The sequence below is a fragment of the Kitasatospora sp. NBC_01266 genome (assembly GCF_036242395.1).
Taxonomy (GTDB): Bacteria; Actinomycetota; Actinomycetes; order Streptomycetales; family Streptomycetaceae; genus Kitasatospora.
In genome coordinates this window covers 21,192-47,395 of record NZ_CP108459.1, presented here as the reverse complement: position 1 = coordinate 47,395, position 26,204 = coordinate 21,192, and the positions used below count along the sequence as shown (strand labels likewise).

Annotated in this window: 24 protein-coding genes; 8 read left to right on the top strand and 16 right to left on the bottom strand. The window is 73.3% G+C overall.

The genetic code is table 11. The features are described from left to right. Positions 1–29: 29 nt before the first annotated feature. Positions 30–695, bottom strand: a complete 666-nt coding sequence (locus OG403_RS36410; RefSeq protein WP_329572850.1) for a DUF4097 family beta strand repeat-containing protein — start codon at positions 693–695, stop codon at positions 30–32. 236 nt (positions 696–931) lie between these two features. On the opposite strand from OG403_RS36410, the gene OG403_RS36845 reads away from it, so the two are divergent. The 3 genes from OG403_RS36845 to OG403_RS36390 all read left to right on the top strand — a co-directional run bounded on the left by OG403_RS36845 (position 932) and on the right by OG403_RS36390 (position 3,489). Next, positions 932–1,687 carry a helix-turn-helix domain-containing protein gene (locus OG403_RS36845; protein ID WP_442911109.1) on the top strand — a complete coding sequence of 252 codons (756 nt, stop codon included), beginning with the start codon at positions 932–934 and terminating at the stop codon, positions 1,685–1,687. 825 nt (positions 1,688–2,512) lie between these two features. Continuing rightward, positions 2,513–3,115, top strand: coding sequence for a replication/maintenance protein RepL (locus tag OG403_RS36395; protein WP_329572848.1), 603 nt, complete (start codon positions 2,513–2,515; stop codon positions 3,113–3,115). Then, on the top strand, positions 3,109–3,489 hold the full coding sequence (locus OG403_RS36390) for a helix-turn-helix domain-containing protein (RefSeq protein WP_329572846.1): 381 nt from the start codon (positions 3,109–3,111) through the stop codon (positions 3,487–3,489). The genes OG403_RS36395 and OG403_RS36390 overlap by 7 nt, the downstream gene beginning before the upstream one ends. A gap of 16 nt (positions 3,490–3,505) precedes the next feature. On the opposite strand, the gene OG403_RS36385 is transcribed toward OG403_RS36390, so the two are convergent. Next, the gene (locus OG403_RS36385; RefSeq protein WP_329572844.1) at positions 3,506–4,708 is read right to left on the bottom strand and encodes an aminotransferase class V-fold PLP-dependent enzyme; all 1,203 of its coding nucleotides are present in this window, start codon (positions 4,706–4,708) and stop codon (positions 3,506–3,508) included. A gap of 425 nt (positions 4,709–5,133) precedes the next feature. Between OG403_RS36385 and OG403_RS36380 the strand changes: the two genes are divergently transcribed. Further along, a complete protein-coding gene (locus tag OG403_RS36380; protein WP_329572843.1) occupies positions 5,134–5,523 on the top strand; it encodes a hypothetical protein in 390 nt (129 codons plus the stop codon). A 262-nt stretch (positions 5,524–5,785) separates the two neighbouring features. On the opposite strand, the gene OG403_RS36375 is transcribed toward OG403_RS36380, so the two are convergent. Beyond that, positions 5,786–7,012 (bottom strand): helix-turn-helix transcriptional regulator, encoded by a 1,227-nt coding sequence (locus OG403_RS36375; protein ID WP_329572841.1) that lies wholly within the window; start codon positions 7,010–7,012, stop codon positions 5,786–5,788. A 459-nt stretch (positions 7,013–7,471) separates the two neighbouring features. Continuing rightward, entirely contained in the window at positions 7,472–8,179 is a 708-nt protein-coding gene (locus tag OG403_RS36370; protein WP_329572840.1) for a response regulator transcription factor, read from the bottom strand. Between the two features lie 554 nt (positions 8,180–8,733). Here OG403_RS36370 and OG403_RS36365 point away from each other — a divergent pair. From OG403_RS36365 to OG403_RS36355, 3 genes are all read left to right on the top strand, one after another. Beyond that, positions 8,734–9,033, top strand: coding sequence for a PqqD family peptide modification chaperone (locus OG403_RS36365; RefSeq protein WP_329572838.1), 300 nt, complete (start codon positions 8,734–8,736; stop codon positions 9,031–9,033). Between the two features lie 169 nt (positions 9,034–9,202). Next, positions 9,203–11,821: a helix-turn-helix transcriptional regulator gene (locus tag OG403_RS36360; protein ID WP_329572836.1), complete on the top strand. Its 2,619-nt coding sequence runs from the start codon at positions 9,203–9,205 to the stop codon at positions 11,819–11,821. Positions 11,822–12,016: 195 nt separating this feature from the next. Further along, positions 12,017–12,268 (top strand): phosphopantetheine-binding protein, encoded by a 252-nt coding sequence (locus tag OG403_RS36355; RefSeq protein ID WP_329572834.1) that lies wholly within the window; start codon positions 12,017–12,019, stop codon positions 12,266–12,268. A 38-nt stretch (positions 12,269–12,306) separates the two neighbouring features. Here the strand turns inward: OG403_RS36355 and OG403_RS36350 are convergent, their stop codons facing one another. Continuing rightward, positions 12,307–13,128: an AfsR/SARP family transcriptional regulator gene (locus OG403_RS36350; protein WP_329572832.1), complete on the bottom strand. Its 822-nt coding sequence runs from the start codon at positions 13,126–13,128 to the stop codon at positions 12,307–12,309. 175 nt (positions 13,129–13,303) lie between these two features. Here OG403_RS36350 and OG403_RS36345 point away from each other — a divergent pair, with 175 nt between their 5' ends. Further along, positions 13,304–14,107 carry a thioesterase II family protein gene (locus OG403_RS36345; protein WP_329572831.1) on the top strand — a complete coding sequence of 268 codons (804 nt, stop codon included), beginning with the start codon at positions 13,304–13,306 and terminating at the stop codon, positions 14,105–14,107. Here OG403_RS36345 and OG403_RS36340 read toward each other — a convergent pair. From OG403_RS36340 to OG403_RS36290, 11 genes are all read right to left on the bottom strand, one after another. Then, positions 14,101–14,943 carry a 4'-phosphopantetheinyl transferase family protein gene (locus OG403_RS36340; protein ID WP_329572828.1) on the bottom strand — a complete coding sequence of 281 codons (843 nt, stop codon included), beginning with the start codon at positions 14,941–14,943 and terminating at the stop codon, positions 14,101–14,103. The genes OG403_RS36345 and OG403_RS36340 overlap by 7 nt on opposite strands. Then, the gene (locus OG403_RS36335; RefSeq protein WP_329572826.1) at positions 14,940–16,718 is read right to left on the bottom strand and encodes a beta-ketoacyl [acyl carrier protein] synthase domain-containing protein; all 1,779 of its coding nucleotides are present in this window, start codon (positions 16,716–16,718) and stop codon (positions 14,940–14,942) included. Before OG403_RS36335 ends, OG403_RS36340 begins: the two co-directional genes overlap by 4 nt. A 14-nt stretch (positions 16,719–16,732) precedes the next feature. Further along, positions 16,733–17,476 carry an acyl carrier protein gene (locus OG403_RS36330; protein ID WP_329572824.1) on the bottom strand — a complete coding sequence of 248 codons (744 nt, stop codon included), beginning with the start codon at positions 17,474–17,476 and terminating at the stop codon, positions 16,733–16,735. Between the two features lie 183 nt (positions 17,477–17,659). Beyond that, the gene (locus OG403_RS36325) at positions 17,660–17,980 is read right to left on the bottom strand and encodes a hypothetical protein (protein ID WP_329572822.1); all 321 of its coding nucleotides are present in this window, start codon (positions 17,978–17,980) and stop codon (positions 17,660–17,662) included. 159 nt (positions 17,981–18,139) lie between these two features. Then, positions 18,140–19,726: an acyl-CoA carboxylase subunit beta gene (locus OG403_RS36320; RefSeq protein WP_329572820.1), complete on the bottom strand. Its 1,587-nt coding sequence runs from the start codon at positions 19,724–19,726 to the stop codon at positions 18,140–18,142. Positions 19,727–19,783: 57 nt separating this feature from the next. After that, a complete protein-coding gene (locus OG403_RS36315; RefSeq protein ID WP_329572818.1) occupies positions 19,784–19,987 on the bottom strand; it encodes an acyl-CoA carboxylase epsilon subunit in 204 nt (67 codons plus the stop codon). A gap of 84 nt (positions 19,988–20,071) precedes the next feature. Further along, positions 20,072–22,141 carry a condensation domain-containing protein gene (locus OG403_RS36310; RefSeq protein WP_329572817.1) on the bottom strand — a complete coding sequence of 690 codons (2,070 nt, stop codon included), beginning with the start codon at positions 22,139–22,141 and terminating at the stop codon, positions 20,072–20,074. Positions 22,142–22,328: 187 nt separating this feature from the next. Then, positions 22,329–23,141 carry a 4'-phosphopantetheinyl transferase family protein gene (locus OG403_RS36305; RefSeq protein ID WP_329572815.1) on the bottom strand — a complete coding sequence of 271 codons (813 nt, stop codon included), beginning with the start codon at positions 23,139–23,141 and terminating at the stop codon, positions 22,329–22,331. Between the two features lie 28 nt (positions 23,142–23,169). Then, the gene (locus OG403_RS36300) at positions 23,170–24,501 is read right to left on the bottom strand and encodes a hypothetical protein (protein ID WP_329572813.1); all 1,332 of its coding nucleotides are present in this window, start codon (positions 24,499–24,501) and stop codon (positions 23,170–23,172) included. Then, the gene (locus OG403_RS36295; protein WP_329572811.1) at positions 24,498–25,454 is read right to left on the bottom strand and encodes an aromatase/cyclase; all 957 of its coding nucleotides are present in this window, start codon (positions 25,452–25,454) and stop codon (positions 24,498–24,500) included. Before OG403_RS36295 ends, OG403_RS36300 begins: the two co-directional genes overlap by 4 nt. Positions 25,455–25,558: 104 nt before the next feature. Continuing rightward, positions 25,559–26,203: a ScbR family autoregulator-binding transcription factor gene (locus tag OG403_RS36290; protein ID WP_329572809.1), complete on the bottom strand. Its 645-nt coding sequence runs from the start codon at positions 26,201–26,203 to the stop codon at positions 25,559–25,561. Position 26,204 lies beyond the last annotated feature (1 nt).

Genomic DNA, 26,204 nt, shown 5'->3' with positions numbered 1-26,204 from the left:
GCCCGCACGTGGGTCGCGGGCCCCTGAGCTCAGAGGCTGCGGGCGGTGATGTCGCCGTGGGCGGTGGTGGCGCGGATGTCGAGTTCGGCGGTGCCGTCGTTCTTGAGGGCGTTGCTGACGCGGCCGTGACCGGTGCCGGCGTCCAGGGCGGCCGAGACGCCGGCGGTGGCGCCGACCGAGATGTCGCCCATCTGGGTGCGGAGCACGACCGCGCCGCGCACGGCCTCGGCGATCCGGATGGCGCCCCGTGCGGTGCTGATCTGCGCGGGGCCGTTGAGCCGGCCGACCTCGACGTCGCCGTCGACCGCGGTGAGGCGCACGCTCGCGGCCTCGTCGATCTTGATCTGCCGGTACGCGCCTTCGAAGGCGACGTCGCCGAGTCGTCCGACGCCGCGCAGCTCGGTGCTGGCGGTCCTGCCCTCGACGTGGGAGCCGGTGGGCAGCTGAACGGTGACCTCCAGGGATCCGGAGGGGCCGAAGTACTGGTTCTTGGGATCGGCGGTGCGGATCCGCAGGACGCCGTCGGCGAATTCGACCGTGGTCTGCTCGGCCGCCTTCAGGTCGCGGCTCTTGGCGGGGTTGGCGGGCCGGACCTCGACGGTGGTGTCGGTGCGGTCCGCGGCGATGAACTGGACGCGTCCGGCGGCGATCTCCAGGACGGCGGCGATCGGGGCGGGGGTCTCGAACTTCTGCATCGTGCTCTCCGGTGCTCGTTCCTTGTTTCTGACATTGGAAACGCTACGTTGCTTTCCGGGATCCGACAACATGCTTGTTGCGCAGAAGCAGCATCTGCGCAGGTGAGAGACAGGAAACTGTTGCAACGAGCTTGAGAGCAATGCAACGGGAGTCGCTCCGATCGTTGCAATGGATGAGAAGCGAACGCTATAGTGGGGGTCCCGAACCGCCACGAAGGACCACCAAGGAGATCGCGATGCCGGGAGGCAGGCTCACCCAGCAGGAACGCCAGCAGATCGCCCTGGGGCTGGCCGACAGCCTCGCCTACGCCGAGATCGCCCGACGCCTCGACCGCCCCACCTCGACGATCACGCGTGAGGTGATGCGCAACGGCGGCCCCACCGCCTACCGCGCCGACGTGGCCCACCGCGCCACCGAGCACCGCGCCCACCGGCGCAAGCACACCCCGCCCCGAGGAAACGGGGCGCCGCCGCAGGGCCACGGGCGCGACGACGAGGCCCTGCGCGAGTACGAGGAGGCGTTCACCACCCTCCTGATGCAGCAGGGCCTGCCCAGGATGACGGCCCGGGTGCTGACCTGCCTCTTCGTCGCCGACGCGGGCAGCCTCACCGCGTCCCAACTCGTCCAGCACCTCCAGGTCAGCCCGGCGTCCGTCTCCAAGGCGATCGCGTTCCTCGAAGGTCAGGGCCTCATCCGCCGCGAACGCGACGACCGCCGCCGCGAGCGCTACTTCGTCGACGACGACGTCTGGTACCAGTCGACGATCGCCAGCGCCCGCGGCGTCGCCCAGGTCGCCGAGACCGCACGGCAGGGCGTCGGCATCCTCGGCCGCGACAGCCCGGCCGCCGCCCGCCTGGAGAACATCGCCCGCTTCAGCGACTTCATCAGCGAAAGCATCCTGCGTGCCGCGGAGCAGGTCCGCGAAGTCCTCTACACGAAACCCGAAACGACCTCAGACGGCAGCGCCACGCCGGGTTCGGGTCTCGGCTAGCAGCACCGGGTCCGGCCGACCGTGCGACGGGTGTTCTTCGCGCTCTGGGTCAGGGCCCGGACCGTGGCCGCCGAAGCCTCCGAGCCCCAGACCTACGACAGTGCCCGGGGCGGCCCCTCCCGCAGGAGCTGACGCAGCCGCACTGCGGGTCACTCCCCCGGTGGCGGCCTGGCCGGGCTGCTGCCGGGACCGGGACCGTTCATGCGGAGCTGCCTCACCGACCGACAGGGGGGTGCTCGGGTCGCCACCTGGAGGTGGATGGTCCTGGTGCTGCCGACAGCCGGCTCCCGGTCGGCGGTGACCGTGCTCGGGCTGATGTCGAACACGGGCGGCGGAGTCGGACGCCTCGGTGGTAGGGGCCGGACTTGCTCAGACGATGGGGCCGCACCTCGCCAGGTGCTTCACAGCGACACCGGACCGAGCTGCCATGCCAAGGCACGACTGGCCGGAACAGGGCATCCCGACGCTCACCGACCGAGACCCCGGTCGGTGAGCGTCGGGAGTCGGCGAGGAGCCCCTTTTTATATAAGAGGGGCTCCTCGGAACAGGCGGTCTGACCTGCGAACTTGGAAAATCAAAGGTCGCCCCCCGCCGACACTAGGACCCGCCTAATGTCACGCTGCGCCGACACTAGGCCCATATCCTTCGCACGATTACGAAACATTCAGCAGTTGCCCCAAAATCCTTCGCACCATTGCGAAGAAAGACCATCGGTGGAACCTGTTCGATCAACCGCGACACGTCCTTCGCACTGTTGTGCAGATTCCTTCGCAGCACTGCGAAGGACGCGTAGTCTCCGGCCATCACCAGCAGAGGATCGAGGTCATGGCCGAGGCACAACGCAGCCCCAGCAGCAGGCGAAACACCCAGCGCGGTCAGCAACCGCCCCTGGAACCGGCGGGCGCGAAGCACCATCGCGACCTCGCCGACGAGATCATCCGCAGCTACACGGGCGAGTTGCCCAGCGGCGTGTACGAGGCTCGGACCCGCTTCTACCGCCGTGCCTCTCATGAGGTCCTCGGATCCGACGGCTACGCCTTGCTCAGCCGCTACTTCGCCCGCTACGTCCTGCCGCAGGCCCTCCTGTCGGGCGAGGTGACGAAGCTTCAGTGTGCGGTGCTGTCCAACATCGTCGGCCGGGCCGAGCGCGGCGTCGCCCACGCCATCCAGCGCGAGATCGCGGACGAGATCGGCAGCAGCCGCAGCAGCGTCAGCCCCGCCCTCAAGCACCTCGCCGCACGCAACTACATCCGACCCGTCGGTCGAGGGATGTGGCAGCTGAACCCCCTGATCGCGTACAAAGGCAACGGAGACGAGCAGCAGGCCTTCTTGCAGGAGCTCCGCGCCCTCGCCTTGGAGAACGGCTTCCCCGACATCGTGGGACCGGACACCGCTCGCAGCGCTGACAAGGAGCCGACCGCATGCTGATGGTCACCAACCTGTTCGGGATACTGCGCCGCCTGGAACTCACCCCCACCGCCACGAACATCCTGTCGGTGATGGTCGACAAGCAGAACCCCGGCGGCGTCGTCCCGCTGACCCAGCAGGACATCGCCGAGGAACTCCAGATCCTGCCGTCCGTCGTCAGCCGGGGCATGACGCTCCTGGTCGAACGCGGCCTGGTCCTGCGCAAGGGCTACCGCTACCGCCTCCACCCCACGATCGCCGGCTACCACACCGAACTGGAGATGCAGGCCGCCATGGCCCGGGCTGCCCGCGAAGGCGTTCCACCCATCCTCATCCCCGACTACCAGGCCGCCCCGCCGAAGACCGGCCGCACACGGCTGAGGGTCGCCGGCTGACCTCGGCGGCACCGCTTCAGGACGCCGGGCACAGCGTCAAGTGCCGCTGCCCGCCTCCCCGTTGCTGCGGGAAGCCGCCCTCGCCCGCTGCCCGGACCGCGCCCAGCCCCCGGGCTGCCGACAGGGTGCGGGTGCGCTCCTCCCGCAGCACCTGCCGCAGCGCCTCGCCGAAGAGGGCGACGTCCTGCGGGGAGTTGTCGTGGTGGACGGAGGCGCGCACCGCCGTGCTGACGTCGCGGCCCGGCAGGTAGAGCGGGAGTTCCTGGGCGACCGTCTTCCAGACCACGACCCCGTGGGCGGCCAGCCGCCGGCGGATCAGGGCGGCGGGCAGCTCGGCGTGCTGGAAGGCGAGGATGCCGGACTGCACCTCGCCGGGGGCGATCAGTTCGATGCCGGGCACCTCGGCGATGGTGGCCCGCAGCTCGGGCAGCAGGTCCGCGCCGGTGGCGTCGGCCGCGTGGTGGGCCAGGGCGGTGTTCAGGGCCGCGACGGCCGCGCTCTGCGGCCGGATCCACGGCTCGACGCCGTCCGGGGCCAGCGTGGCCCTCAGCCGTGGGGACAGAGCGGCGAATCCGACGCCCTGCGGGCCGCGCAGGAACCTCCAGCCGTCCCCGGTGAGCAGGTCGCAGCCGATCCGCGCGGCGTCCACGGGCAGCTGCCCGACGGCGTGCGAGGCGTCGACGGCGTAGAGGCAGCGGTACGGGGCGAGGATGCGCCCGACGGCCTCGACCGGGTTGACGATCCCGCAGGCTGACGGCACGTGCGTCACCGAGACCAGGGCCACGCCCTCGTCGATGTGCGCGGCCATCCACTCCAGGTCCAGGTCGCCGCTGGCGCGCAGCGGGATGACGTCGATCCGGCAGCGGGTGCGGTCGCGCAGGGCGTACAGGGTGGTGAGGCCGGCGGCGCTCTCGTAGGGCGTCGTCCAGATCCGGTCGCCCGGGCCGAGCGGGATGCGCGAGACCAGGGAGTCGAACGCGGCGGCGGCACCGGTGAACAGCACGGTGTCGGCGGCCGGCACGTTGAGCAGGCCGGCGAGACGTTCGTGGATCTGGGTCTGCAGCACCTCCTCGAACTGCTCCTCCAGCTCGTAGGGCCCGTACCGGTCCTCGTGGCGGGCGTAGCCGGTGAGCACGTCGCGCACGGCGGTCGGCATCCGGCCCACACCTGCGGTGTTCAGGTGGACCCGTCGTTCCCGGTGGGACGTCGGAGCGTTCATTCCAGGGCCTCCCCGGTCTCGGGGCCGCCCATTGCCAATTAATTGCCAGGCGGCATGGCAATAGTTTGACAAGAAGATGGCCGCGTTGGCAACGTACGCTCCAGGGATACTCGAGATCTGCCGGTGCCAACTCCGGCCTCTCTGGCTCCAGATGCGAGGAGTTTCCAAGCATTGCCAGAGCGTGCCAACCGCTGCCAAAGTGCCGTGACAATGCTGCCAGGAGCCGAGTCATCCCAGCTCAGCGCAGGTGTGTGGAGAGCAGCGGCAAGCTGCGGGCGGGATTCGCCCGCGCCTCCCCCGCCATTCCCTTGCTTTGCTCCACTGCATCTCGAGCGATTTTCCTGAGGTTCTCGAGGCACTGTTACCAAGCTTCTTGGCAAGAGGTTGCCAAGCGGGCAGCACAAATTGTCACAGAGGAGCCAGCCATGAAGAGCATCGCCCGGTTCGCCGTCGCCACCGCCGCCCTCACCGTCGCGGTGCTCACCAGCAGCGGCGTCGGCAACGCGGCCGCCGGCAACATCGGCTGGCCCGCTGCTTCGGTGACTCCGGCCGCCGCCGCGGCCTCTCCCAGTGACATCGGCTGGCCGGCCGCCTCGGTCACCCCGAACGGCAACGGCATCGGGTGGCCGGCCGCCGTCTCCGCCGCTTCGCTCACCACCGCGACGCCCAACGACATCGGCTGGCCCGCTGCTTCGGTGACTCCGGCCGCCGCCGTCTCCCCCAGCGACATCGGCTGGCCCGCCGCCTCCGTGACCCCGAACGGCAACGGCATCGGCTGGCCGGCCGCCGTCTCCGCCGCTTCGGTCTCCGTCTGATGGCGCCCCGGCAGTGCTCAGCGCATCGAGCCGCACCCGTCAGGAACAGCGCCGCACCGGAGCTCCGGGAGCACGGCCGACGGTCGACAGGCCGCACGGGCATAGGCCGCACGGGCATAGGCCGCACAGCGACGCCACCGCGTGACAGGCGCACCGATCAGCGCCTGAGACACGCGGCGCTCACCTCGCGCACCAGTCGTGGACCGCCAACCAGGCAGCCGGAATCAATTACGACGCCCACGACGTCGGATCCGCCAGGCCGTCAGGCCGTGGCCGCGCCACGCTGCAACTGCGCGAGGGACTCCGCGAGGATGCGCCAGATCTCCGCCGCCAGATCGATGTTGGCGTCCGCCTGCGCCTGCTCCGCCAGCGCGCGCAGTCCCTGGACTCCGGTGTCATCACCGGACAGGATCCGCAGCTGGTGGCGCATGATGTCCAGCCGCACCCAGTCCCGGTAGGTCATCCGCGGCTCCTCCAGGGCGAGTTCGCCGAGCAGCGCGCGGGCGTCGTCATAGCGCCGGGTGAGGAACGCGAGGTCGGCCTTGAGCGCGGTCAGCTCCTGGCGCAGGCCGGGCGTGCCGACCAGGACGAGCGCCGACTCGGCGGCCAGGATGCACCGCTCGGCGGCCTCCGGCTGGGCCGGGACCTTCGTCAGGTGCAGCCGGCCCGCGGCGAGCCGCAGCCGCAGCCAGAGCACCAGGTCGTCGTTGCTGCTGAACTTCTCCAGCGCCTGCTCCAGGCAGTCCTGCGCGCCGGCGTAGTCGCCCTGCCGCACCCGCACGGCAGCCGCGGTCCACATCGCCTCCGCCCACAGCGCGTCCGCCCGGCCGGCCAGCAGGGCGACCAACTCGTCGGCGTGCGCCCGGGATTCGGGCAGCCGGCTGGCCTCGGCCTCCACCGACACCAGGGCCAGCAGGGCGGCGGCCCGGTCCTCCGCGCTCAGCGCGTCGGTCCGGGCGAGCCGGTCGGCGGCGACCGCGGCGTCGATGGCCGCGGGGATCTCGCCCAGCGAGCGCAGGCAGCGGGCGAGCCGGGTCAGGCCGCGGACCCGCAACTCGGGCACGCCCACCTCGTCGCCGAGTCGCACCAGGCCGGTCAGGTACTCCCGTTCGCCCCGGTGGTCACCCTGGACCCGGCGGTGCCGGGCCAGCAGCCACAGCGCCTGCCATCGCAGCGCCGGTGCCGCGTCGTCCTCGCCGGCCAGGGCCTCGCGCAGGGTCTCGATGGTGCTGTCCGCCCCGGACGAGGCGACCAGGGACAGGGCGTGGGCCAGCGAGGAGCCGCCTGCGGGCTCCTCGAAGTCGGTCGGCTCCAGCCCGAGCCGGTCGGCGAGGTAGGAGACGGCGCGGGTGGTCGGCTGGCGGGCTCCCGACTCCAGGCGGGAGAGGTACCCCGTGGACATCCCGTCGCCGGCCAGCGCGCTCTGGGACAGCCCGCGGTCCATGCGCAGTTTCCTCAAGCAGCGGCCGAACGCGGGCTGTTGAAGCATGTGACCATTCCCTGGGTAGACGCACGGGCGGTGTTGACGCACGGGCAGAACGCCGCGAGCGCATCGGTCCGGCCACCGGGGCCGCGTCGAGCGTAGGGCGCTCGGCAACAGCTTGGCAAACGTTTGCCAGAGTCGGTCCGCACCGTCTGACATGGGGCTCAGCGGCCGCTCCGGCGATCCTCCAGTGGACTTTGAGTGAATCCGGCCAGTATCTCGAGCACAACCAATCCGGTAGCGCCCGCGCGCTGTCCCGCCCACGCCCGGGAGTGGTCCATGAAGCACTCGGTTCCTGCCCGCCGTGCTGCCCACCCGGGCGGTGGCGGCCGACCAGGGCCGACGCAGCGGACCCGGGGCGAGGACGACATCGGCTGGCCGAAGACCCGCCCGCGACCGGGCCAGGGCAGCGAGCGCCGCCCGCACACCGCGCGGCACGGCGTCCAGAGCTCAGCCGTCCAGGGCTCAGCAGGGCCGGCGCAGTCCCGCCTCGAAGGCGTAGATGGCCGCGTGGACGCGATTGCGCAGGCGCAGCTTGTGCAGCGTGTTCTGCACATGCGTCTTGACGGTGTGTTCGGAGAGGGTGAGCCGCTCGGCGATCTCGCCGTTGGACAGGCCGTGGGCGAGCAGCTCCAGCACCTCGCACTCGCGCTCGGTCAGCTCCTCGGTGCCGACCTGGGAGACCCGCGGGGCGGGCCGCGCCCGGTGCCGCGCCGCCGCCGCGGTGACCAGGGTGTAGCCGGCGGCCGCGAGGATGACGCCGGCGGCCAGCTGTCCGGCGGTCGCGGTCCCGGGCAGGTGCCCGTCCGGCCCGGCCGAGCCGTCGACGGGCTCGGGTCCCCCCATGGTGAGCACGCCGACGCCCTCGCCCGCGGCCTGGACGAGGTGGGCGCGCTGGTCCGCCGGCAGCAGGCCGTGGACCACCAGGACATGCGGGCGCTGCGTGCGCAGCGCGACGGTGACGCGCGGTCCGGGTGCGCTCTCGCCGGTGACGCGGATACCGGGGCAGCCGTCCAGCAGGGTGATCAGGCCGAGGCGGGCCAGCGGATCGGCGCCCACCACATGGACGCGGACCGGGTTCTCCCGGTCGGCGGTCCGCGGGTCCGCGTCCTGGGGCACGACCGGTCCGGCCGCCTGGGGCAGCACGTGCAGGGTCGCGTACCTCTCGTCCATGGCTGCCTCCTCACGCTCGGCACGGTCACCGTAGAACCGCCGCCGGGTCCGCCCGGGCTTTTTCCAGCGACCCGCGACCGGTCCTCGACCCTCGACCGACCCGCACCCCGACCGACCCGCCTACCCTGCCTGCCCCGCCCCGCTCGCTCGCCCCGCCTGCCCCGCCGGTGCGCCACGGTCCGTCACCGGTGCGATTCGGCCACCCGCTGGCAGGTTGGCCGGAGAACCACGCAATGCCGCGCGGCGGAGCGCTTTTCTCGGCCACCGCGCCGGAAATTCGATGAATCTGCCAGCCTTTCGGAAATTTATTCGATGGAATTCTCCCGGGCGGCCCGCCGGACCGGCGTTACGGGGATGAAACGTGCGGTACCCCCCTACCGCGCGGCCTGCGGTAGGGGGCCCCGCAGCCTGGCACCCCTGACCGCGGGGACCGCGATGGATTCTTCGTGCCCGACGCCATATCGTTCCGATGTCAATTGTTTTCCGGCGCCTCTCGCCATGGGCAAAACCGTTGACGATGAGAGCCGTCGGCAACGCGCGGGCTGGAGGTGAATGTGCGGGTTCTACCGGTGCCCGGCCTGAGCGTCAGCGTCGATATGAACGGGCGGCTGAATGTGGTGACGGAGACGCTGCCGTCCAGCTGTTTCCAGTGGGGCCCGGTGGGCACGGCCATCTGGATCGCCCTGCGCCAGCACGACGGAGACCTGGACGCGGCGGCCCGTACGCTGGCGGCCGTCTGGGAGACCGAGCTGGTGAACACCCGCGCGGATCTGGAGATCTGGGTCGAGGAGCTGCGCGACGCGGGTCTGGTGCGCTCCGAGCCGTCCGTCCCCGCCGAGCCGTCCGCTCCCTGAGCACCGTCCGCGCCGGCAGACCCCGCGCCCGGCAAACCCCGCGATCCCCGCGATCCCCCGCGAGTCATGGCCCACACAGCCCCTGCTCCGTCAGGACTCGATCGCCGCTGTAGGCGTCGTACCCAGGCTGGTCGAGGTTTAGGGGTGGACCAACTGGGACGGGGTGACTATGACGTTGGTCGGCAGGACAGCAGCGATCAGAACCTTGGGCGAGGCCCTCACGGACTGCGCCGCAGGCCGCTGCGGCATCGTCCTGATCGAGGGCCCCACGGGCTGCGGCAAGAGCTCGCTCGTCCACGCGGTCGTCGAACAGGCCGTGACCGCCGGCGCCGTCGTCCTGTGCGCGGTGGGCGTCCCCACCGAGCGCGGCACCCCGTTCGGTGTCCTGCGCCAGCTGGTCAACAGCGACCGGCTGATCGCGATGCCCGGCATCACCGTGACCGACACCGCGCCACCGCGCATCGAGGAGATGCAGAGCTTCTGCGCCGAGTTGCGCGAGATGAGCGAGGACGCCCCGGTCGTCCTGTGCGTCGACGACATCCAGTACACCGATGACGAGTCCCTCGCCTTTCTCCAGTACCTCGCGCACCACGCCCGCTCGGCCCGCATCCTGCTGGTCGCCGCCGGCACACCGCACCACGAGGCGGGCAACCCCGCCTTCGCGACCGAGCTGATGCGCCAGCCCGCGTTCCGGCGGATCCGGCTCGGCCTGCTCCAGGCCGAGGAGGTGGGCGCGCTCGCCCGCTCGGCCGGCCGGGACGGCCACGCCCCGTTCCTGGCCGAGGCCAGCGGGGGCAACCCGCTGCTGCTGCGCGCTCTGCTGGACGAGCGGTCCGACACCAGGGACGCGGACGCCCGGCTGGAGCCCGGCGGACCGTTCGCCCAGGCCGTCCGGGCCTGCCTGCACCGCGCGGGCCCGACCACGGCGGCGGTCGCCCAGGCCGTCGCGCTGCTGGACAGCACCGCCTCGCCGGACCACGTCGCGGAGCTGCTGGGCAGCACGCCGGCCGCCGTCCGGCAGGGCCTGGCGGCGCTGGAGGCAGCGGGCATCACCGCCGGCGGGCGGCTGCGGCACCTGGTGCTGCGGGACGCGGTGCTCGGTGGGCTCTCCGCCGACCGCCTGCTCGAACTGCACCGCCACGCCGCCTTCCTGCTGCAGCGCCGGGGCTACCCGGCGACCGAGGCAGCCGAGCACCTGCTGGCCGCCGCCGCCTGCGGCAACGCCCACTGGACGGCCTCCGCCGCGGAAACCGAGGTGCTGGGCGACGCCGCCGAGGCCTGCCTGGCGACCGACGACGGGCGCCGGGCGCTGGAACTGCTCGAACTGGCCCACCAGGTGTGCGCGGACGAGCAGCAGCGCAACGTCATCGCGATCCGGCTGGCCCAGATCACCTGGCGCTTCGACCCGGCCGCGGCCGAGCGGCGGCTCACCGGCCTGCTCGCCGTGCTGCGCGCCGGCAGCTTCGACGGTGAGCGGGTGCAGCCCCTCACCCCGCTGCTGCTGCTCCAGGGGCAGCTGACCGAGGCCTCGGAGCTGCTGCGCCACCGCGACGGCGGAGCGGACGACGAGGCCGCCGCCCCCCTGGACACCGCCTCACCGCTGGACACCGTGCTCGACACCAGCGCCGGCGCTGCCAACCGCCTGCTGCTGTCGGCCACCCTGACCGACGCGACCCTGACGCCGATCGTGCAGGCCCTGCAGTCGCTGATCCTCTCCGACCACCCGAAGCGGGCCGTGCCCTGGAGCCGGGAGCTGCTGGAGGAGGCCGGGCGGTGCGGCGCGCCGGGCTGGGGCTCGGTCTTCGCCACGCTGCACGCCCAGGCGCTGCTGCGCCTGGGCGACCTGGCCGGCGCCTGCTCGTACGCCACCCGGGCGCTGGAGACGGTCCCCGAGCGCAGCGGGGGCACCTTCCGCTACGCGGCGACAGCGGTGCTCATCCAGGCCCACAGCGCCATGGGCAACTACACCGAATCCTCCCGTCAGTGCGACCGACCACTGCCGCGCGGGCTGCTGGACAGCCTGCACGGCCTGGCCTTCCTGCGCGCCCGCGGACTGCACCACCTGACCGGCAACCAGCCGCAGGCCGCGCTCGCCGACTTCATGGCGATCGGCCGGATCATGCAGAGCCGGGGCATCGACCGGCCCGCCTTCCTGCCCTGGCGCAGCGACGCCGCGCAGGCGCTGCTGCGCCTGGGCAAGCCGCAGCAGGCCGAGCGCCTGGTGCTGCAGCAGCTCGCCATGCCGGACGCGCGCCGGGCCTGGGTGCGCGGCCAGTCCCTGCACCAGCGGGCGCTGACCGTCGGCTCGTCCCGGCAGCGTGTCTCGCTGCTGGAGCAGGCGGTCGACGAGCTGCAGCGCTCCGGCGACCGGCTGGCGACCGCCCGGGCGATGGCCGACCTCGGCCGGACCACGCCGGCGGCGGGCAACACGCCGCTGAAGGGAACGGGCACCCGCCGGGCGGCGTGGAGCCTGGCCAAGGAGTGCGGCGCCGCGGCGCTGTGCAAGGAGATCCTGCCCGACGCCCCGTTCCGCGAGCCGGGCGGGGAGCTGGCCTCCCAGCCGGGCGACGAGCGGGCGGAGAGCCGGCTCAGCCGCTCCGAGCAGCGGGTGGCCACGCTGGCGGCGCAGGGTCTGACCAACCGTGAGATCTCGGCCAAGCTCTACCTCACGGTGAGCACGGTCGAGCAGCACCTGACGAAGGTCTACCGGAAGTTGCAGATCAACGGCCGGGGCGACCTTCCGATGGACCTGGCACTGGCCGGTGCGCGCGGCGGGTCGATGACCTGACGGCGCCACGGGCAGACAGCCCCGCCCCTGGCCCTGCGACGGGACGCTGAGTCCGTCGCAGGGCCAGGGGCGGGGAACGGGTCCCCGGCCGATCCGGCCGGTACCGGCTCGTCCTCTTGAGAACCGATCGACCGATCGACCGATCGATCAACCGACAACCGATCAACCAGCACAAGACGAAAGGTGATTGTCACCATGGCGTGGGACCAGAAGTTCGAGGAACTGCTTCGCGAGTACCTGCCGTTCCTCGACGGCGAGGAGCCACTCGAGGCCGACACCGATCTGCGCGACTCCGGTCTGGACTCGCTCGGTGCGGTGGAGCTGCTCGGGTCGCTGGAGGGCGCGTTCGACGTCCGCTTCGTGGACGAGGCGCTGTCGCTCGAGACCTTTGCCACCCCGGCGGTTCTCTGGCAGACGATCGAGAGGCTGCAGGCAGTCGGCAGCTGAGGCCGCCGCCTCAGCCTGCCGGTCCGTCAGGGGCCAAGCTATGCCGCGAAGAGATCGAAGGTCGAGGTGTGGCGCGGCCCCGCCAGGACGTCCAGCTGGGGGTCGACCGAGAGGATCGCCTGGTGCATCCGCTGGAGCTGCTGCGAGGGTTCGACACCGAGGTCGTCGATCAGCCGCATCCGCAGCCTGCGGTAGGCCTCCAGGGCGGAGGCCTGCCGGCCCGAGCGGTACAGCGCCAGCATGACCTGCGAGTGCAGCCCCTCGTGATGGGGGTGGCGCGCGGTCAGGTCGGTCAGCTCGGCGATGAGTTCCGCGTGCCGGCCCAGGCGCAGGTCGGCGTCCAGCCGCCGCTCCACGGTGACCAGGCGGCTCTGCTGCAGCCGCATGACCTCGATGTCGAGCACCGGCCCGACCCGCACGTCCACCAGCGGTGCGCCGCTCCACAGGTCGAGCGCGGCGCGGAAGCGGGCGGCGGACACCCCGTTGTCGCCCGCCTCGAAGGCGGTCTGGCCCTCCCGGGCCAGCCGCTCGTACTGGTGCACGTCGACGCAGTCGTCGTCGATCTGCAGCAGGTAGCCACCGTGCCGGGTGACCAGAATGTCCTTGGCGCCGGCCGGGGAGCCCGGTCCGATCGCCGTGCCGAGTCTCCTGCGCAGCTGCATGATGTACGTCTGGAGTGTGGTGAGGGCGCTCGGCGGGGACTCCGTCCCCCAGAGCTCCTCCATGAGGGTGCGCAGCGGCATGACCCGCCCCGGATAGAGCGCCAGCAACGCCAGAATCTGCCGCTGCTTGCCGGCCGTCGGAACGATCGATCCCCCGTTGACCTCGGCACTCAACGGACCCAGAACCTGAATCTTCACGGTGTCCTCCGCACCTCGTCGAGCCCTTGCAGTCTTTCGATGGCCTGATGTAGTCGGCCGTCACGCACCCTAGCCGCGCCCGTCCCCCGCACCCGGTTTTGTGTAGCTGTCCTCCAGCGGAACTCGAAGTCGGCTGCCGATTCGGCCTGTTGATCACTCAAGACCACCTGGAGCCATGTTGGAACCGCTACTGGAACCGCTGTCGGAACCGCTGCTGGAACCGCTCACCTCCGTGCCGTCCGGTGGCCTGCGGCTCTTCCTGTTCCCGCACGCGGGCGGCTCCGGCCCGGCCTTCCAGGATTGGCGCGGGCACCTGCCGCCGCACTGGCGGGTGACGGCCCTGGACGCGCCCGGCCACGGCGCCCGGCTGCGGGATCCGCTCATCACCGACGGCGACGCCCTGGTCGGTCACTTCCTCGACCGGCTGGGACCCGAACTGGACGGCTCCGCAGTCCCGTTCGCGTTCTTCGGCCACAGCATGGGCGCCCTGGTCGCCTACGAGCTCACCCGCCGGCTCGTCGCGGCGGGCCGCACCGCGCCGGTCTGGCTGGGCATCTCGGCCTGCGGAGCACCGGGCCCGGACGGCCCGCCGGTCCCGGTGTCGCCGGGCGGCCTGTCGGACGCCGAACTGCTGGACCGGATCACCCGCCTGGGCGGCACTCCCCCGCAGCTGCTGGCCGAGCCCCGGCTGTGGCGGCTCTTCACGCCGATCATCCGCGCCGATCTGCAGCTGCTGGCGAACTGGCGGCCCGCGCCGGTCACCGAGCCGCTGCCGGTGCCGGTCTCCGTGTTCGGCGGGGCCCGGGACCAGGTCACGGGCCGTCCGGAGCTGGCCCGCTGGGCGCAGCGCTGCGATCGGTTCCTGGGGCTGCGGATCTTCCCCGGCGATCACTTCTACTACCAGGACGACCTGCCGGCGCTGGCCGCTGCGATCGAGGCCGGCGTGCGCCTGGCGACCGCGGTGCCGGCGGCTCAGTAGCCCGGCGGGCCGCCCACCGGCTCGGGCAGCACGAAACGCCGCGCCTCCTCCCGCCCCCAGGGAAATCCGTAGTGCAGCTGGAGCGTCGGCGACCGGTCGGCGTCGTCCGGCACGGCGACCGCGACGAGCACCTCGGGCACCGGTTCGAGCTCCAGGAAGCGCCACTGCCGGCCCAGGTCGTCGGCGGGCGGCCGGAAGTCGAGCACCCGGTCCTCGGCCAGCGTGAAGGAGAACTCGTCGAAGGGCAGCCCGAGTCCCAGGCCGCGCGCCTTGGAGTACGCCTCCTTCAGCGTCCACAGCCGCAGCGCCCGCCGGGTGCGCGGGTGACCCGGGGCCGCACCGGCCACCCAGCTCTGCTCCTGCGGGGTGAAGGTGCGCACGATGGTGTCGATGGTCTGCGGATCCCGGTCCAGCCGTTCGACGTCCACCCCCACGCGGTGCCCGCGGACGATGCCGAGCAGGTTGTACCCGCTGGCGTGCGACAGGTTGAAGTCGAGATGCGCGCTGCCGCGCGGCGGCCCGCCCGGCAGCGGGCGCAGGAAGGGACGGCCGCGCGAGGAGCGCCAGAAGACCAGGTCGGCCTCGGCCACGCCCACCTCCAGTGCCAGGGCGCGCCGCACCAAGGTGTGCGCGACGAGGTACTGGCGGCGGTCGCGTTCGAAGAGGAAGCGGTTCGCGTTGCCCCGCTCCTGCTCGTCGAGCCAGTGGGTGGCGAGCACGCCCGCCAGCGCGGGTGGGAGGTCGTCGTTGGGGCAGATCCAGAGCTTGACCAGCGCGGTCGGCTGCTCGTCCGGGTCCAGGCGCTCCCGCTGCGGCTCCGGCGCGGTGATGGTCATCGGCTCGGGCCGTCCGTCGTGTCGCGACCGATCCAGAACGGCCGGCGCAGCAGCGCGGTGGCGGGCAGCGGCAGCACCGGGGCGCGCTCCACCGGGCCGGCCGCTGTCACGTCCACCCCGGCCAGCCACAACCGCGCCAGCGCCGCCAGGCGCTGTCCCCGCCACAGGGCCGCCAGGTACTCCGCGGTTTCCGGCAAGTCGTCCAGCGGCGGGGCCGGCGCCCGCCCGGGGCGCAGGTCGGCGCTGCCGACCTGGTCGCCGGTCCGGTCCGGATCGGATGCGAACACGGCGAGCGCGCAGGCGAGTTCGGCGGTGGTCCGGACGGTGACCGCGAGTCGGCAGGCCATGACGGCCCGGCCCAGCCGCAGTTCGCGGGCCACGTCGGCCAGGGTCGGCGGGCAGGCCGGCGAGCCGTCCGGTGGGGACAGCCGCTCGGCGAGCCGGCGCGCGGTGGCGGCGAGGTGCTCCGGGGTGGGCGCCGACAGCAGGACCAGTTCCTCGCGCCTGCCGGCGAGCCTGGCCGGTCCGCTCGGACTCCGGCTCCCGGCCCCGCGGTACTCCTCCAGGACCACCTGGGCCGCGGTCCCGCCCGCGCCGCGGATCGCGACCGCGGCCCGCAGCGGCAGTTCGTGGCCCGCCTCGTCGAGCGGCCTGGGCCACTCGGCGGGCGTCACCTCACCGGGACCGGGGAGCAGGGTGGCCCGGCGCAGCTGCAGCACGGCCCGGACCAGCGCCGCCAGACCAAGGGCCGCGCCCGCCTCGCCCACGGTGGCCGCCGCGGTGCCCGCGTCCTCCCGGAGGGTGACGCTGGACGCGTCGATGCCCGACAGGGCGAGCGCCCGCCGGGCGAGCCGCAGTTCGGCGGCGGGCCCGGACCGACCGGCGTGGGCGACGGCGGCGCCCCGGATGACCGCGTGGACGGTGTCCCCGGCCTCCTGCGCGGCGGCGAGCGGCCGGATCAGGACCGCGCCCACGCCCTCGCCGCCCTCGGGGCTCTGCCGGGCTGGATGCAGCCGCAGGTCGACGGCGCCGACCAGCGCCGCCGCGCACTCCCCGGCCCGCAGGGCGCCGAGCGCCAGGTGCAGCGCGACCAGGAAGGAGGACTCGGCGGTGTCCAGGCTCTGGCTGGGACCGCGCAGGTCGAGCAGCGCGGAGAGCCGGTTGGGCAGGCTCCAGGCCGCCGACGGCACGCGGCGCGACCGTTCGGCCCGCTGCCCGCACGGCTGCCCGCACGGCTGCCCGGACGACTGCCCGGACGACTGCCCGGCCCGCGCTTCGGTGCTGAGCAGGCCGTAGTCGGCGGAACCGACCGCGACGTAGACGCCGAGGCTGCGGGGCTCGCCGTCGGCCGCGCTGAGCGTGTCGAGCCGGGCCCCGGTGTAGCCGGCGGTCTCCAGCGTGTGCCAGGCGACCTCCAGGAACAACCGCTCCTGGGGGTCCATCAGCACGGCGTCCTGCGGGTCGAGGCCGAAGAACTCGGGGTCGAACTCGTCGACCCCCTCGAGGCGGCGCCCCGACCCCGCCTCGCCGGCCCGGTCGTGCCCGTCGGCGGCGGTGCGCCAGAACGCGTCGAGGTCCGGGGCCTGCGGGAAGCGCCCGTGCAGCGCCGTGACGGCGTACTGCTCCACGGCCCGGCCGGACCCCGCCGGCCCCGCCGCGCCGACCGGCGGGGTCACCAGCAGCGGCGCGATGGGCGCCGTGGTGAGCAGCGCCGCGGCGTGCTCGCGGGTCAGCGCGCCGCTCTTGAACGAGGTCAGGATCTCCCAGTTGTTCATGCGGTGTCCTCGGCTCAGGCTGCGCGGGCTGCCAGCAGGGCGGCTGCCTCGTCGACCGTGAGCAGGTCGTCGCGCACCGCGTCGAGCAGGGCGTTCAGTTCACCGCCGGACAGCGGTGCGGCCGCCGCGCGGGGCACGGCGAGCGGTGCGGGGTCCTGGCGGCGCGGTGCGGGCGGGGCCGGCTGCTGCGGGGCTCCGACCCGGGAGGCGAGGTACGTCGCCATGGCCGCGAGGGTGGGGTGGTCGTAGAGCGTGGCGGGCCGCTCGGCGAGGCCGTACGTGCGGTTGATGACCGCCACGACCTCGGCGCCGACGATGGAGTCGATGCCGAGCTGGCTGAGCGGGGTCTCGGGGTCGATCTCCCAGGGGTCGCAGTGCAGCAGCAGCGCCACCTGCTCGCAGAGCGTCTCCAGGACCAGCGTGCCGGCGGTCGTGGCCTGCTCCGTGCGGTCCCGGCGGTCGGGCCGCGACCCGGCCGCCGCGCCTTCGGCCGCCAGCTGCCGGGCGAGCGCCGCCGGGGTCGGGTGGTCGTAGAGCACGCCCGCCGCGAGCCGGGTGCCGAGGCTCGCGTTCACGCCCGCCACGAACTCGGCGGTGAGCAGCGAGTCCAGGCCGAGGGCCTGGAAGGGCTGCTGCGGGTCGATCCGGGCGGGGTCGGTCTGCAGCAGATCGGCCAGCACCTGCGTGAGCCCGGTCAGGACATCGGCCCCGGTGCCGAAAGGTGCCGTCGGCGGCGAGGTCAGCGGCTCGCTGGTCATGGTGGGCGCCTCCAAGGGTGCTGCTGGTCCCGATGTCTCCCGTACCGGGATTCTGGGTGCCGGGAACCGCGTGGCGCATCGCCGACCGAGGCGATCCGCCGACCCCCGGATCGCTCGCGCGAGGGAGCCCGCGGGACCCGGCTACGGAGAACGAGTGAGGCCCGGACCGACCGGCCGCCGGTCTCAACCGCCGCCGACGTCGAGCGCGGCCGAACCGCTGTCACTCCGATTGAACTTCAGGTGGTAGCGGCCGAAGGTGACGTCGACGCCGGTGTGCACGGTGAGCGAGATGCCGTGCGAGTCGAGGGTGACCGAGTCGTCGGAGAGGTGGTCCACCGCGAAGGTCTGGCCGCCGATGGTCACCGACTTGCCGGACTCGAGGTTCAGATGGCAGGTGCTCTGCTTGCAGCCGAGGCCGACGTGGTCGGGCACGTCGCAGGCCGAGACGACCGACAGGAGCAGGATCGACACCATCAGCGCCAGATTCGTGACGTTACGTTTCAAGGCTCTCGCCTTCCCGCTTCGGGGGGACAGGGTGGACGGTCGGAACCGGTCGGACCGGCCGGACCGGTCTGACACCCGATGACCACCACGTCCGGGCTCCGGTCCGCCCCCCGCGCCGGCGCGGGTCCGCGGCCGGACGCGAGGGCGTGCGGAGCAGGGTCACTGCGGCGGGTTGCCGTGCTTGCGGGAGGGCAGCTCGGCGTGCTTCGTGCGCAGCATGGCGAGGGAGCGGATCAGCGCCTGGCGGGTGTCGGCGGGGTCGATGACGTCGTCGACCAGGCCCCGTTCGGCCGCGTAGTACGGGTGCATCAGCTCGGACTTGTACTCCTTGACCATCCGGGCGCGCATGGCCTCGGGGTCCTCGGCGTCCGCGATCTGCCGCCGGAAGATCACGTTGGCGGCGCCCTCGGCGCCCATCACCGCGATCTCGTTGGTGGGCCACGCGAAGGTCAGGTCGGCGCCGATGGACTGGGAGTCCATCACGATGTAGGCGCCGCCGTAGGCCTTGCGCAGGATCAGCGAGATCCGGGGCACGGTGGCGTTGCAGTAGGCGTAGAGCAGCTTGGCGCCGTGCCGGATGATGCCGCCGTGCTCCTGGTCCACGCCGGGCAGGAAGCCGGGCACGTCCAGCAGGGTCACGATCGGGATGTTGAAGGCGTCGCACATCTGCACGAACCGGGCCGCCTTCTCCGACGCCTCGATGTCCAGCACCCCGGCGAGCACCTGCGGCTGGTTGGCCACGATCCCCACCGCCTGGCCGTCCAGCCGGGCGAGCGCGCAGATGATGTTCCGGGCCCAGCGCTCGTGCACCTCCAGGTACTCGCCGTCGTCGACGAGCTCCTCGAGCACCTTGCCCATGTCGTAGGGCCGGCTGCCGTCGACCGGCACCAGGTCGAGCAGCGCCTCGCAGCGCCGGTCGGCCGGGTCGGCGGTGGCGCCGTACGGCGGGTTCTCCCGGTTGTTCTGCGGCAGCAGCGACAGCAGGTAGCGCACCTCGGCGATGCAGGTCTGCTCGTCGTCGTAGGCGAAGTGGGCCACCCCGGAGGTCTCGGCGTGCACGTCCGCGCCGCCGAGGCCGTTCTGGGTGATCTCCTCGCCGGTCACGGCCTTCACCACGTCCGGGCCGGTGATGAACATCTGCGAGGTCTCGCGCACCATGAAGACGAAGTCGGTCAGCGCTGGGCTGTAGGCCGCGCCACCGGCGCACGGACCGAGCATCACGGAGATCTGCGGGATCACCCCGGAGGCCCGGGTGTTGCGCTGGAAGATCCCGCCGTACCCGGCCAGGGCACTGACGCCCTCCTGGATCCGGGCGCCGGCGCCGTCGTTCAGCGAGACCAGCGGCGCTCCGGCCGAGATCGCCATGTCCATGATCTTGTGGATCTTGGTGGCGTGGGCCTCGCCCAGCGCGCCCCCGAAGATCCGGAAGTCGTGCGCGTAGACGAAGACCGTCCGGCCGTCCACCGTGCCCCAGCCGGTGACCACACCGTCGGTGTAGGGCTTCTTCTCCTCCAGGCCGAACCCGGTGGCCCGGTGCCGGCGGAACTGCTCGACCTCGTTGAACGACCCGGGGTCCACCAGCAGCTCGATCCGCTCACGCGCGGTCAGCTTGCCCTTCGCGTGCTGCGCCTCGGTCGCCTTCGCGCTCGGACCGTTCTCCGCCGCTGCCCGGATGCCGTGCAGCTCCGCGACCCGGCCTCGAATGTCGCTCGGCCCGAGTTCGAGCGGAGCAAGGTCAGTTGTCATTGACATTTCGTCAGATCCGTTTCTGGAGATCCGTTTCCGCACGGGTGGGGGATCCCGTCACTGCCAACTGAGCGGCGCCTGGTACGCCTCCGGCCCGCGCCACCAGCGGGAGTTGTTGAGCGGTCGCTGTCCGAACCCGCTCCGCCCCGCTCCCGCCGCGCGCAACGCGAGCAGCGCGACCGTGAGCGCGGCGAGTTCCTCGCTGGTGACCTCTCCCCGCTCCACGCGCAGATCCGGTCTTCCGCGGTCCGATTCGGCCATGCCCCCTCCTCCGCTTTTCGAACACCGTCAGGCATCTCGCTCAAGCACCGCTCTTGGCCTGCCGGAGGAGTGCTCGAGCGGGACTCACGGGCGGCTGCTCTGCGCTCCCGGTTCCGGCCCGCTGCGCGCGCGGACGCACTCCAGCGCGCGGGCCAGGGCACGCGCGCACTCGACGGCGTCACCGATCCCCGTCATGACCACGGTCGCGGAGGTGCCCGAGCGCGCCGTCGCGCGCCGGGCCAGCTCGTAGGCGGCCGCGCTGCCGGGCCCGCACCCGCACACGACCAGCCGCCGGCCCGGCAGCAGCAGGTCGCCCAGCTCGGCCGGCCAGCCGCCCGCCGCGTCGTCCGGGCCGAACGAGACGATCCGCTCCGGGCCCTGGTACTCGGCGGTCAGCAGCTCGTAGGCACCGGCCGGGACGCCGGGGACCTCGACCAGGCAGATGACGCCCGCCTGCGGTTCGCCGGGGCGCAGCACCGTCGGCGCGGCCCGCTTGGGCCCGCAGCCGCGCCGCGCCACCCGCGGCACCTCGGCGTCCAGCAGGTCCAGCACCTGGGCGACGGTGGCCTGCTGGTCCTGCTGGTCGGGAAGGCCGCGCAGCAGCTGCATGCACTGCGAGAGCGTCCCGGAGGCGTCGCCGTCCGCGAGCCTGGCCCGGTCGTAGGTGGCGCTCAGCAGCATCCCGCCCTCGGCGTCGTGCTGCGCGACCAGGGTGATCGGCAGGCTGGTGTCGCTGCCGGCGCTGTGCGGGGTGTCCACCTCGATGCCCTGGACCTCGAGTTCGGCCCGCAGCGTCTGCGGCAGCTCGGGGTAGCTGTCGAACTGGACCAGGGTGTCGCCGAGTTCGGCGTCGTCGGGCAGACCGCTCCACTCCCGGATCAGGTCGCCGGAGACCCAGGCATACGCGCTCAGGTCCAGCGCGGCGTCCCGGACCTGCCACAGCAGCTCGACCAGCGGGGCGGCCGGGTCGACGGTCACGGTCACCGGCAGCGGGTTGCCGAGCACCCCGGGGATGCCCGCGGCGCCCGGCAGCGAGAGCTCGCGGCTGGACAGGTGCACCCCGAAGGTGACCGGGAGCGGACCGTCGGCGCCCGCCGCCCGGTACAGCAGCAGCGCCCAGACCACGTGCAGCGCGCTGCTCTCGCCGACGCCGCGCACCGCCGCCCAGGACCTCAGCCGCGAGGTCTGCGGCGGCCGCAGGCGGCGCTGCAGCCGCCCTGGGCCGGTGTACCCGGTGGGGTCGCCGGGGCGGCCCACGCTGACGGCGGCGCCGCGCGGCGGCACGGCCAGGGCCCAGAACCGCCGCGCGGTGTCGGTGTGCTGACCGGCCAGCCAGCGGGCGTGGTCGCGGATGTCGGGGCGCCGGTCACCGCCGGGCAGCCCGCCGCCCGACACGTACGCCCGGTAGAACTCCCGGACCAGCAGGAGCACCCCGCGCTCGTCGAGCACGGCACGGTGATAGGTCACCAGGATCCGGCTGGCCGACATACGGCCGCCCGACCTGGCGCCGCGCGGCGCCTCGAGCAGCGTCACCCGCAGCAGGCCGGGCCGGTGCAGCTGGAAGCCCCGGGCCCGGTCGTCCTTGAGGATGTCGCCCCAGCCGATGGCGGTGTCCGGGCGCCGGGCGATGTCGATGGTGGCCCGGTCGTGCAGGACCAGGCGCGGGGCGCCGGTCCAGTCGAAGGAGGCCCGCAGCACCACCTCCCGCTCGGCCACCGACTGCCAGGCCGTGCTGAACCGGTCGAGGTCCAGCGGGCCGGACCAGTTCCAGGAGAGCTGCTCGACGTGGCGTCCGGGCCCGCCCTGCCCGCCCACGGCCGCCAGCAGCAGCTCGCGCTGGTGTCCGGTGACCGGCACCAGGGCGTCCACGCCGGCCAGCGGGGCCAGCAGGTCGGCCAGCAGGTCGGCTGTGAGCGGCACCGGGCCGGGCGCGGTGTCCGCCGGCTCCAGGCGCAGCACGTAGCGGCCCCTCCCGCCGTCGAGCGCGATGGCGTACCCGCGATGGCGCTCGGCCAGCCGGTCGGCGACGGCTTCGGCCTGCACGAGGCCGAGCGGCCCGCACAGCTCGAGGGCGAGCGCGGACCTGGGCGCCTCGCCGTCCAGCTCGAGGAGTACGGCGAGGACGGTGTCCGCTGACGAGTGGTGACTGCTCATCCGCTGCCCCGGGCGCCGGCTCCACCGTCGCTGGCGAGGCAGACCGACCCCCTACCCTCCTTCTCGAACTCGTTTCCGCGCACGTCGGCCGAGCGGCTTCGGTGCCCATGCCATGACGCACGGTAGTCGCCTCAGCTCAACTCCCGGTGGGGTGCCCCGACCTCGGAGAGCCTAGTAATCGCACAGGTCAGAGGTCGGTTTCCTCGAGCGCCTCTGGATCCCACCGCAAACGAACCTCTACCCCGCCCAGCCGGCGGTGGGCCTCGCTCACCAGATACCGCCCCTGGACGAGGTGGGTGGCGAAGGCCCACTCGTGCGCGGTCGGGGAGTCCTCGGTGAGTTCGGCACTGCCATCGGGGTACCAAGTGAAACCGAACGCGCCGAAGCGCCGGCGCATTCCGTGCCCGAGTGCCTTGGTGTACGCCTCCTTCAGCGTCCACAGGCGCAGGAACTCCGCCGCCCGCTCCTGCTCCGGCAGCGCGCTGATCGCCTCGGCCTCCCGGGCGGTGCAGACCTGCTCGCGCAGCAGCTCGAAGGAGACCCGCCGGGCGGCCGGCTCGGCGTCCACCCCGATCGGTCCGGTCCGGCTCACCCCGACCACGATCAGCTCGTCGGTGTGCGACAGGCTCAGTTCGAGCTCCTCGCCGATGCCGCGCAGATACGGTCTGCCGCCCGGCTTGTAGGCGAGGTCCAGATCGCCCGGGGAGACCTGCAGCACCGCTGCGGCCGTGTACTTCACCACCAGGCGCGCGACGGCGAACCGGAACCGGCCGACCGCCGCCGGGGTCTGCCGGTAGCGCGGCCAGTCGGGCCCCAGCAGCCGGCGCAGCTCGGGATCGAACAGCGCGGCGGTCAGCCACTCGCCCCAGGTGGTGTGCACCACCGCCCGCCCGGTGTCCGCCATCCGGTCGCACACCGGGTCCCACAGGGACTCCGGACCGGCGACGTGCTCGGGCGGCGCGAGGCGCTGCGCCCCTGCCGCAGGCTGTGCCAACGTCATGTTCCGGCCCTCGTCTTCCTCGTCCGGGTCACCACGGCAGCCTCGTGGCGTGGACGTCGCAGTCGACGCCCTGCCGGCCCCGCCGGGCCAGCTCCGCCCACACCGCGCGCCGCGGATCGGTCTCGATGGCGGGTCGCGGGACGCTGAGCCGCTCGGTGATCCGGGTGAGCGCGAGCAGCGCCCAGTCCGGCCGGCCCAGGAAGCCGCTGCCCGAGGCGCCGGCGGCCTGCCCGACGCCGAGAACGGCCGCGGCCAGCAGCAGCAGGGCCTGGCGGTCGGCCAGCGCCCGCGCCGCCGGGTCGGCCGGGTCGCGGTCGGCCGCCGTGCGGCAGCTGATGCGCACCGCGCGCTGCTCGCCGACCAGCCGCCGGGCGGTGCGGGCGAGCGCGACGGTGGCGGGGTCGACGTCGCCGGCCTCGGCCAGCCGGGTCGCGGCAGCGCCGAGCGCGGTGTCCACGGCGAGTCGGCCCACCGGCTCCGACGGCGGCTGCCCGGCGGCGGTCGGTGCCGGGTCCCCGAGCCGGAACAGCGGCTCGGGCGGGCGCTGGGCACCGGACGGCGCGGGGTGCGCCAACCGCGGCAGCGCGCGGACCAGCCGCGCCTGCCGGTCGGCCGCCGCCGCCCAGTCCACCCGGGTGTGCGCCCGGTCCCCGCCCAGCTTGGCGAGCATCCGGCGCTCGGCGTGGTCGTGGCCGAACCCGCTTTCGTTCATCACCAGTTCGAGGGCGTCGAGGGTGTCGCCCACCAGCTGCGGCACCGCATAGCCGACCGCGGCGACCAGCACCGGCACGTCGTCGGCGGGCAGCGCGAGCGAGCGCAGCGCCACCGCCGTCAGGCTCTCGCAGGCCAGCAGGTCCGCGAAGGCCTCGGCGAGCGTGTGGTACCACTGCCGCAGGTTCAGCTCGTGGCGGTCCGGACCGTCGACGACGCGGGCGGCGGCCCGCAGCACGCCGCCCGCCGCAGCGGTCAGGCCGGCCGCCCCGAGCAGCGCCGCCAGCTCCGCCCCTCGCCCGGGCACCGGGTCCAGCTCGCCGACCGCCAGCGGGTGGACGGCCCACAGGTGGCCCAGGGCCAGGTCCCGGCGGAACACCGGGCGCAGCGCGCGGGCGAGTTGGTCGGCGCTGGTGAAGTGCCCCCCGGCGGCTCGCGGCACCAGCTCGGCGCGCAGGCCGGCGGGGGCCGCCGGCAGGGTGACGCGGTCGGTGGCCGTCAGCGCGGGCAGTCCGTACGGGTTGGCGGGGTCGAGCGGGGCACCCAGCGCCAGGTCGAGCCGCCGGGCGCGCAGCGCCGCGTCGGCGTTCTCCGCCACCGGCGGTGCCGGGTCGGCCAGGGCCGTCCCCGGACTCCTCGTGGTGCTCATCGCAGACGCTGGACGGTGCTCTCGGCATGCCACTTGGCCAGGCCCAGCGCCTCCGTGCTCGCGCCGCCCAGCCACTCGCGCACATACCGACGGGCGTCCGCCAGGCAGGCCCCCGCGCCCAGAACCGGCTCGACGGCCTCCTCGCGGAGCATCACATGGTGGGCCGAGACGACCCGCACGCCGGACTCGTCCGGCACCAGGTACCACTCGCCGCTGTGCGCCGCGATGAGTTCCGCCGTCACGGTCTCCTTGTAGACGATCCGCCCGGCGTGCGGAAAGCACAGCCGCACGGCCTCGACGGTGACCGTCTCACCGGTCTCCTCGGCGCAGGTGCTCAACGCGGCGACCTGGACGCCCGGTTGGTCCTCGGTCACGCTGCTCCACTCGACGTGGGGGATCATGTCGACCCAGTCCTCGATCCGGTAGAGGAAGTCGTAGACGAGCTCCGGGGGACCCTGCACGTGCACGCTGTCCTCGAAGGACAGCAGCAGTTCGTCGAGCTTGTCCCAGTGCTCGGCCATCTCCCGGATGTGGGCGAGCTGCTCCCGCGCGTCCCGCTCCAGGGCTTCCGCGCCCGGGCCGGACGCATCGCCCGCGGTCCACGGCCGGTCCTGCCGCAGGGTCACCAGCGACCGGTCCTCGCCCTGCGGTTCCACGGTCCAGCTGCCGGTCGTGCTGGTGCCCGGCCAGGCGACCTCCCGCTGCTCGAACTCGATCGACCGGGCCTGCGGGTCCAGCACGCGCCGGGCGAGGGAGGAGCGCACCTGGTCGGTCCCGACGTCCCAGACCCGCAGCTGCTCCTCGACCCCGTCGAAGTCCATCCGCTCGACGTGCACGTGCGAGGGCAGGAACACCGGCCAGCGGCGGGCGTCGGCCAGCATGCCGTAGACCACCCCGGCGGGAGCGGCGACGCGGACCGAGTGCTGGGTCGCGTGCACTCGCTGAGCGGACATGCGTCACCTCTTCTCTCGGGTACGCCAAGGCTCTGCCGGATCTCTCGAGCAGCGCTCGACGCCGGGCGGAGCCGACCCACAGCGGCGGGTGACCCTGCCTGGAGTCAGCCGCCGGCCACCGCCACCTGGGCGGCCGCCCCCTCGGCGGTGCGGTAGCGCCCCGTGTCACCGGGCGGCACGAGCGCCGGCAGCAGCGACTCCCACAGCGCCCCCACCCTGCGCCGCAGCTCGGGGTAGGGCAGGCCGCTGCCGGCGAGCACCTCGATTCCGCACACCGCGGCGGACAGCAGGGTCTGCGGCCCGTCCTCGACCAGGTGCCCGCGCAGATCCCCCGCCTGCTGGGCCCGTTCGAGCAGGAGCAGCACCTTGCGGATCCAGACCTGGTGGAAGTCGGTGGCGGCCGACTCGCGTCCGGCGCGCTCGCTGGTGATCCGGCAGCTCGCCCGGATCACCGGGTCCTCGTGCAGCCCCAGCGCCAGCCAGTGCGTCAGGTCGATCAGCACCTGGATCGGCGCCTGGACGGCCAGCCACCGCTCCTCGACGTACTCGCACAGCATCAGGCGGCCCTGCTCCTGCACGGCGTCGGCCAGCTCGCCCTTGGAGGCGAAGTGGAAGTACAGCGCGCCTTTCGTCACTCCGGCGGTTGTCGCGATCTGGCCCAGCGTCGCGCTGGCGTAGCCGTCGCGGTCGAACAGCTCCGCGCCGGCGAGGACCAGCCTGCGTCGCGTGCGCTCCGCTCTGGTCTGCATC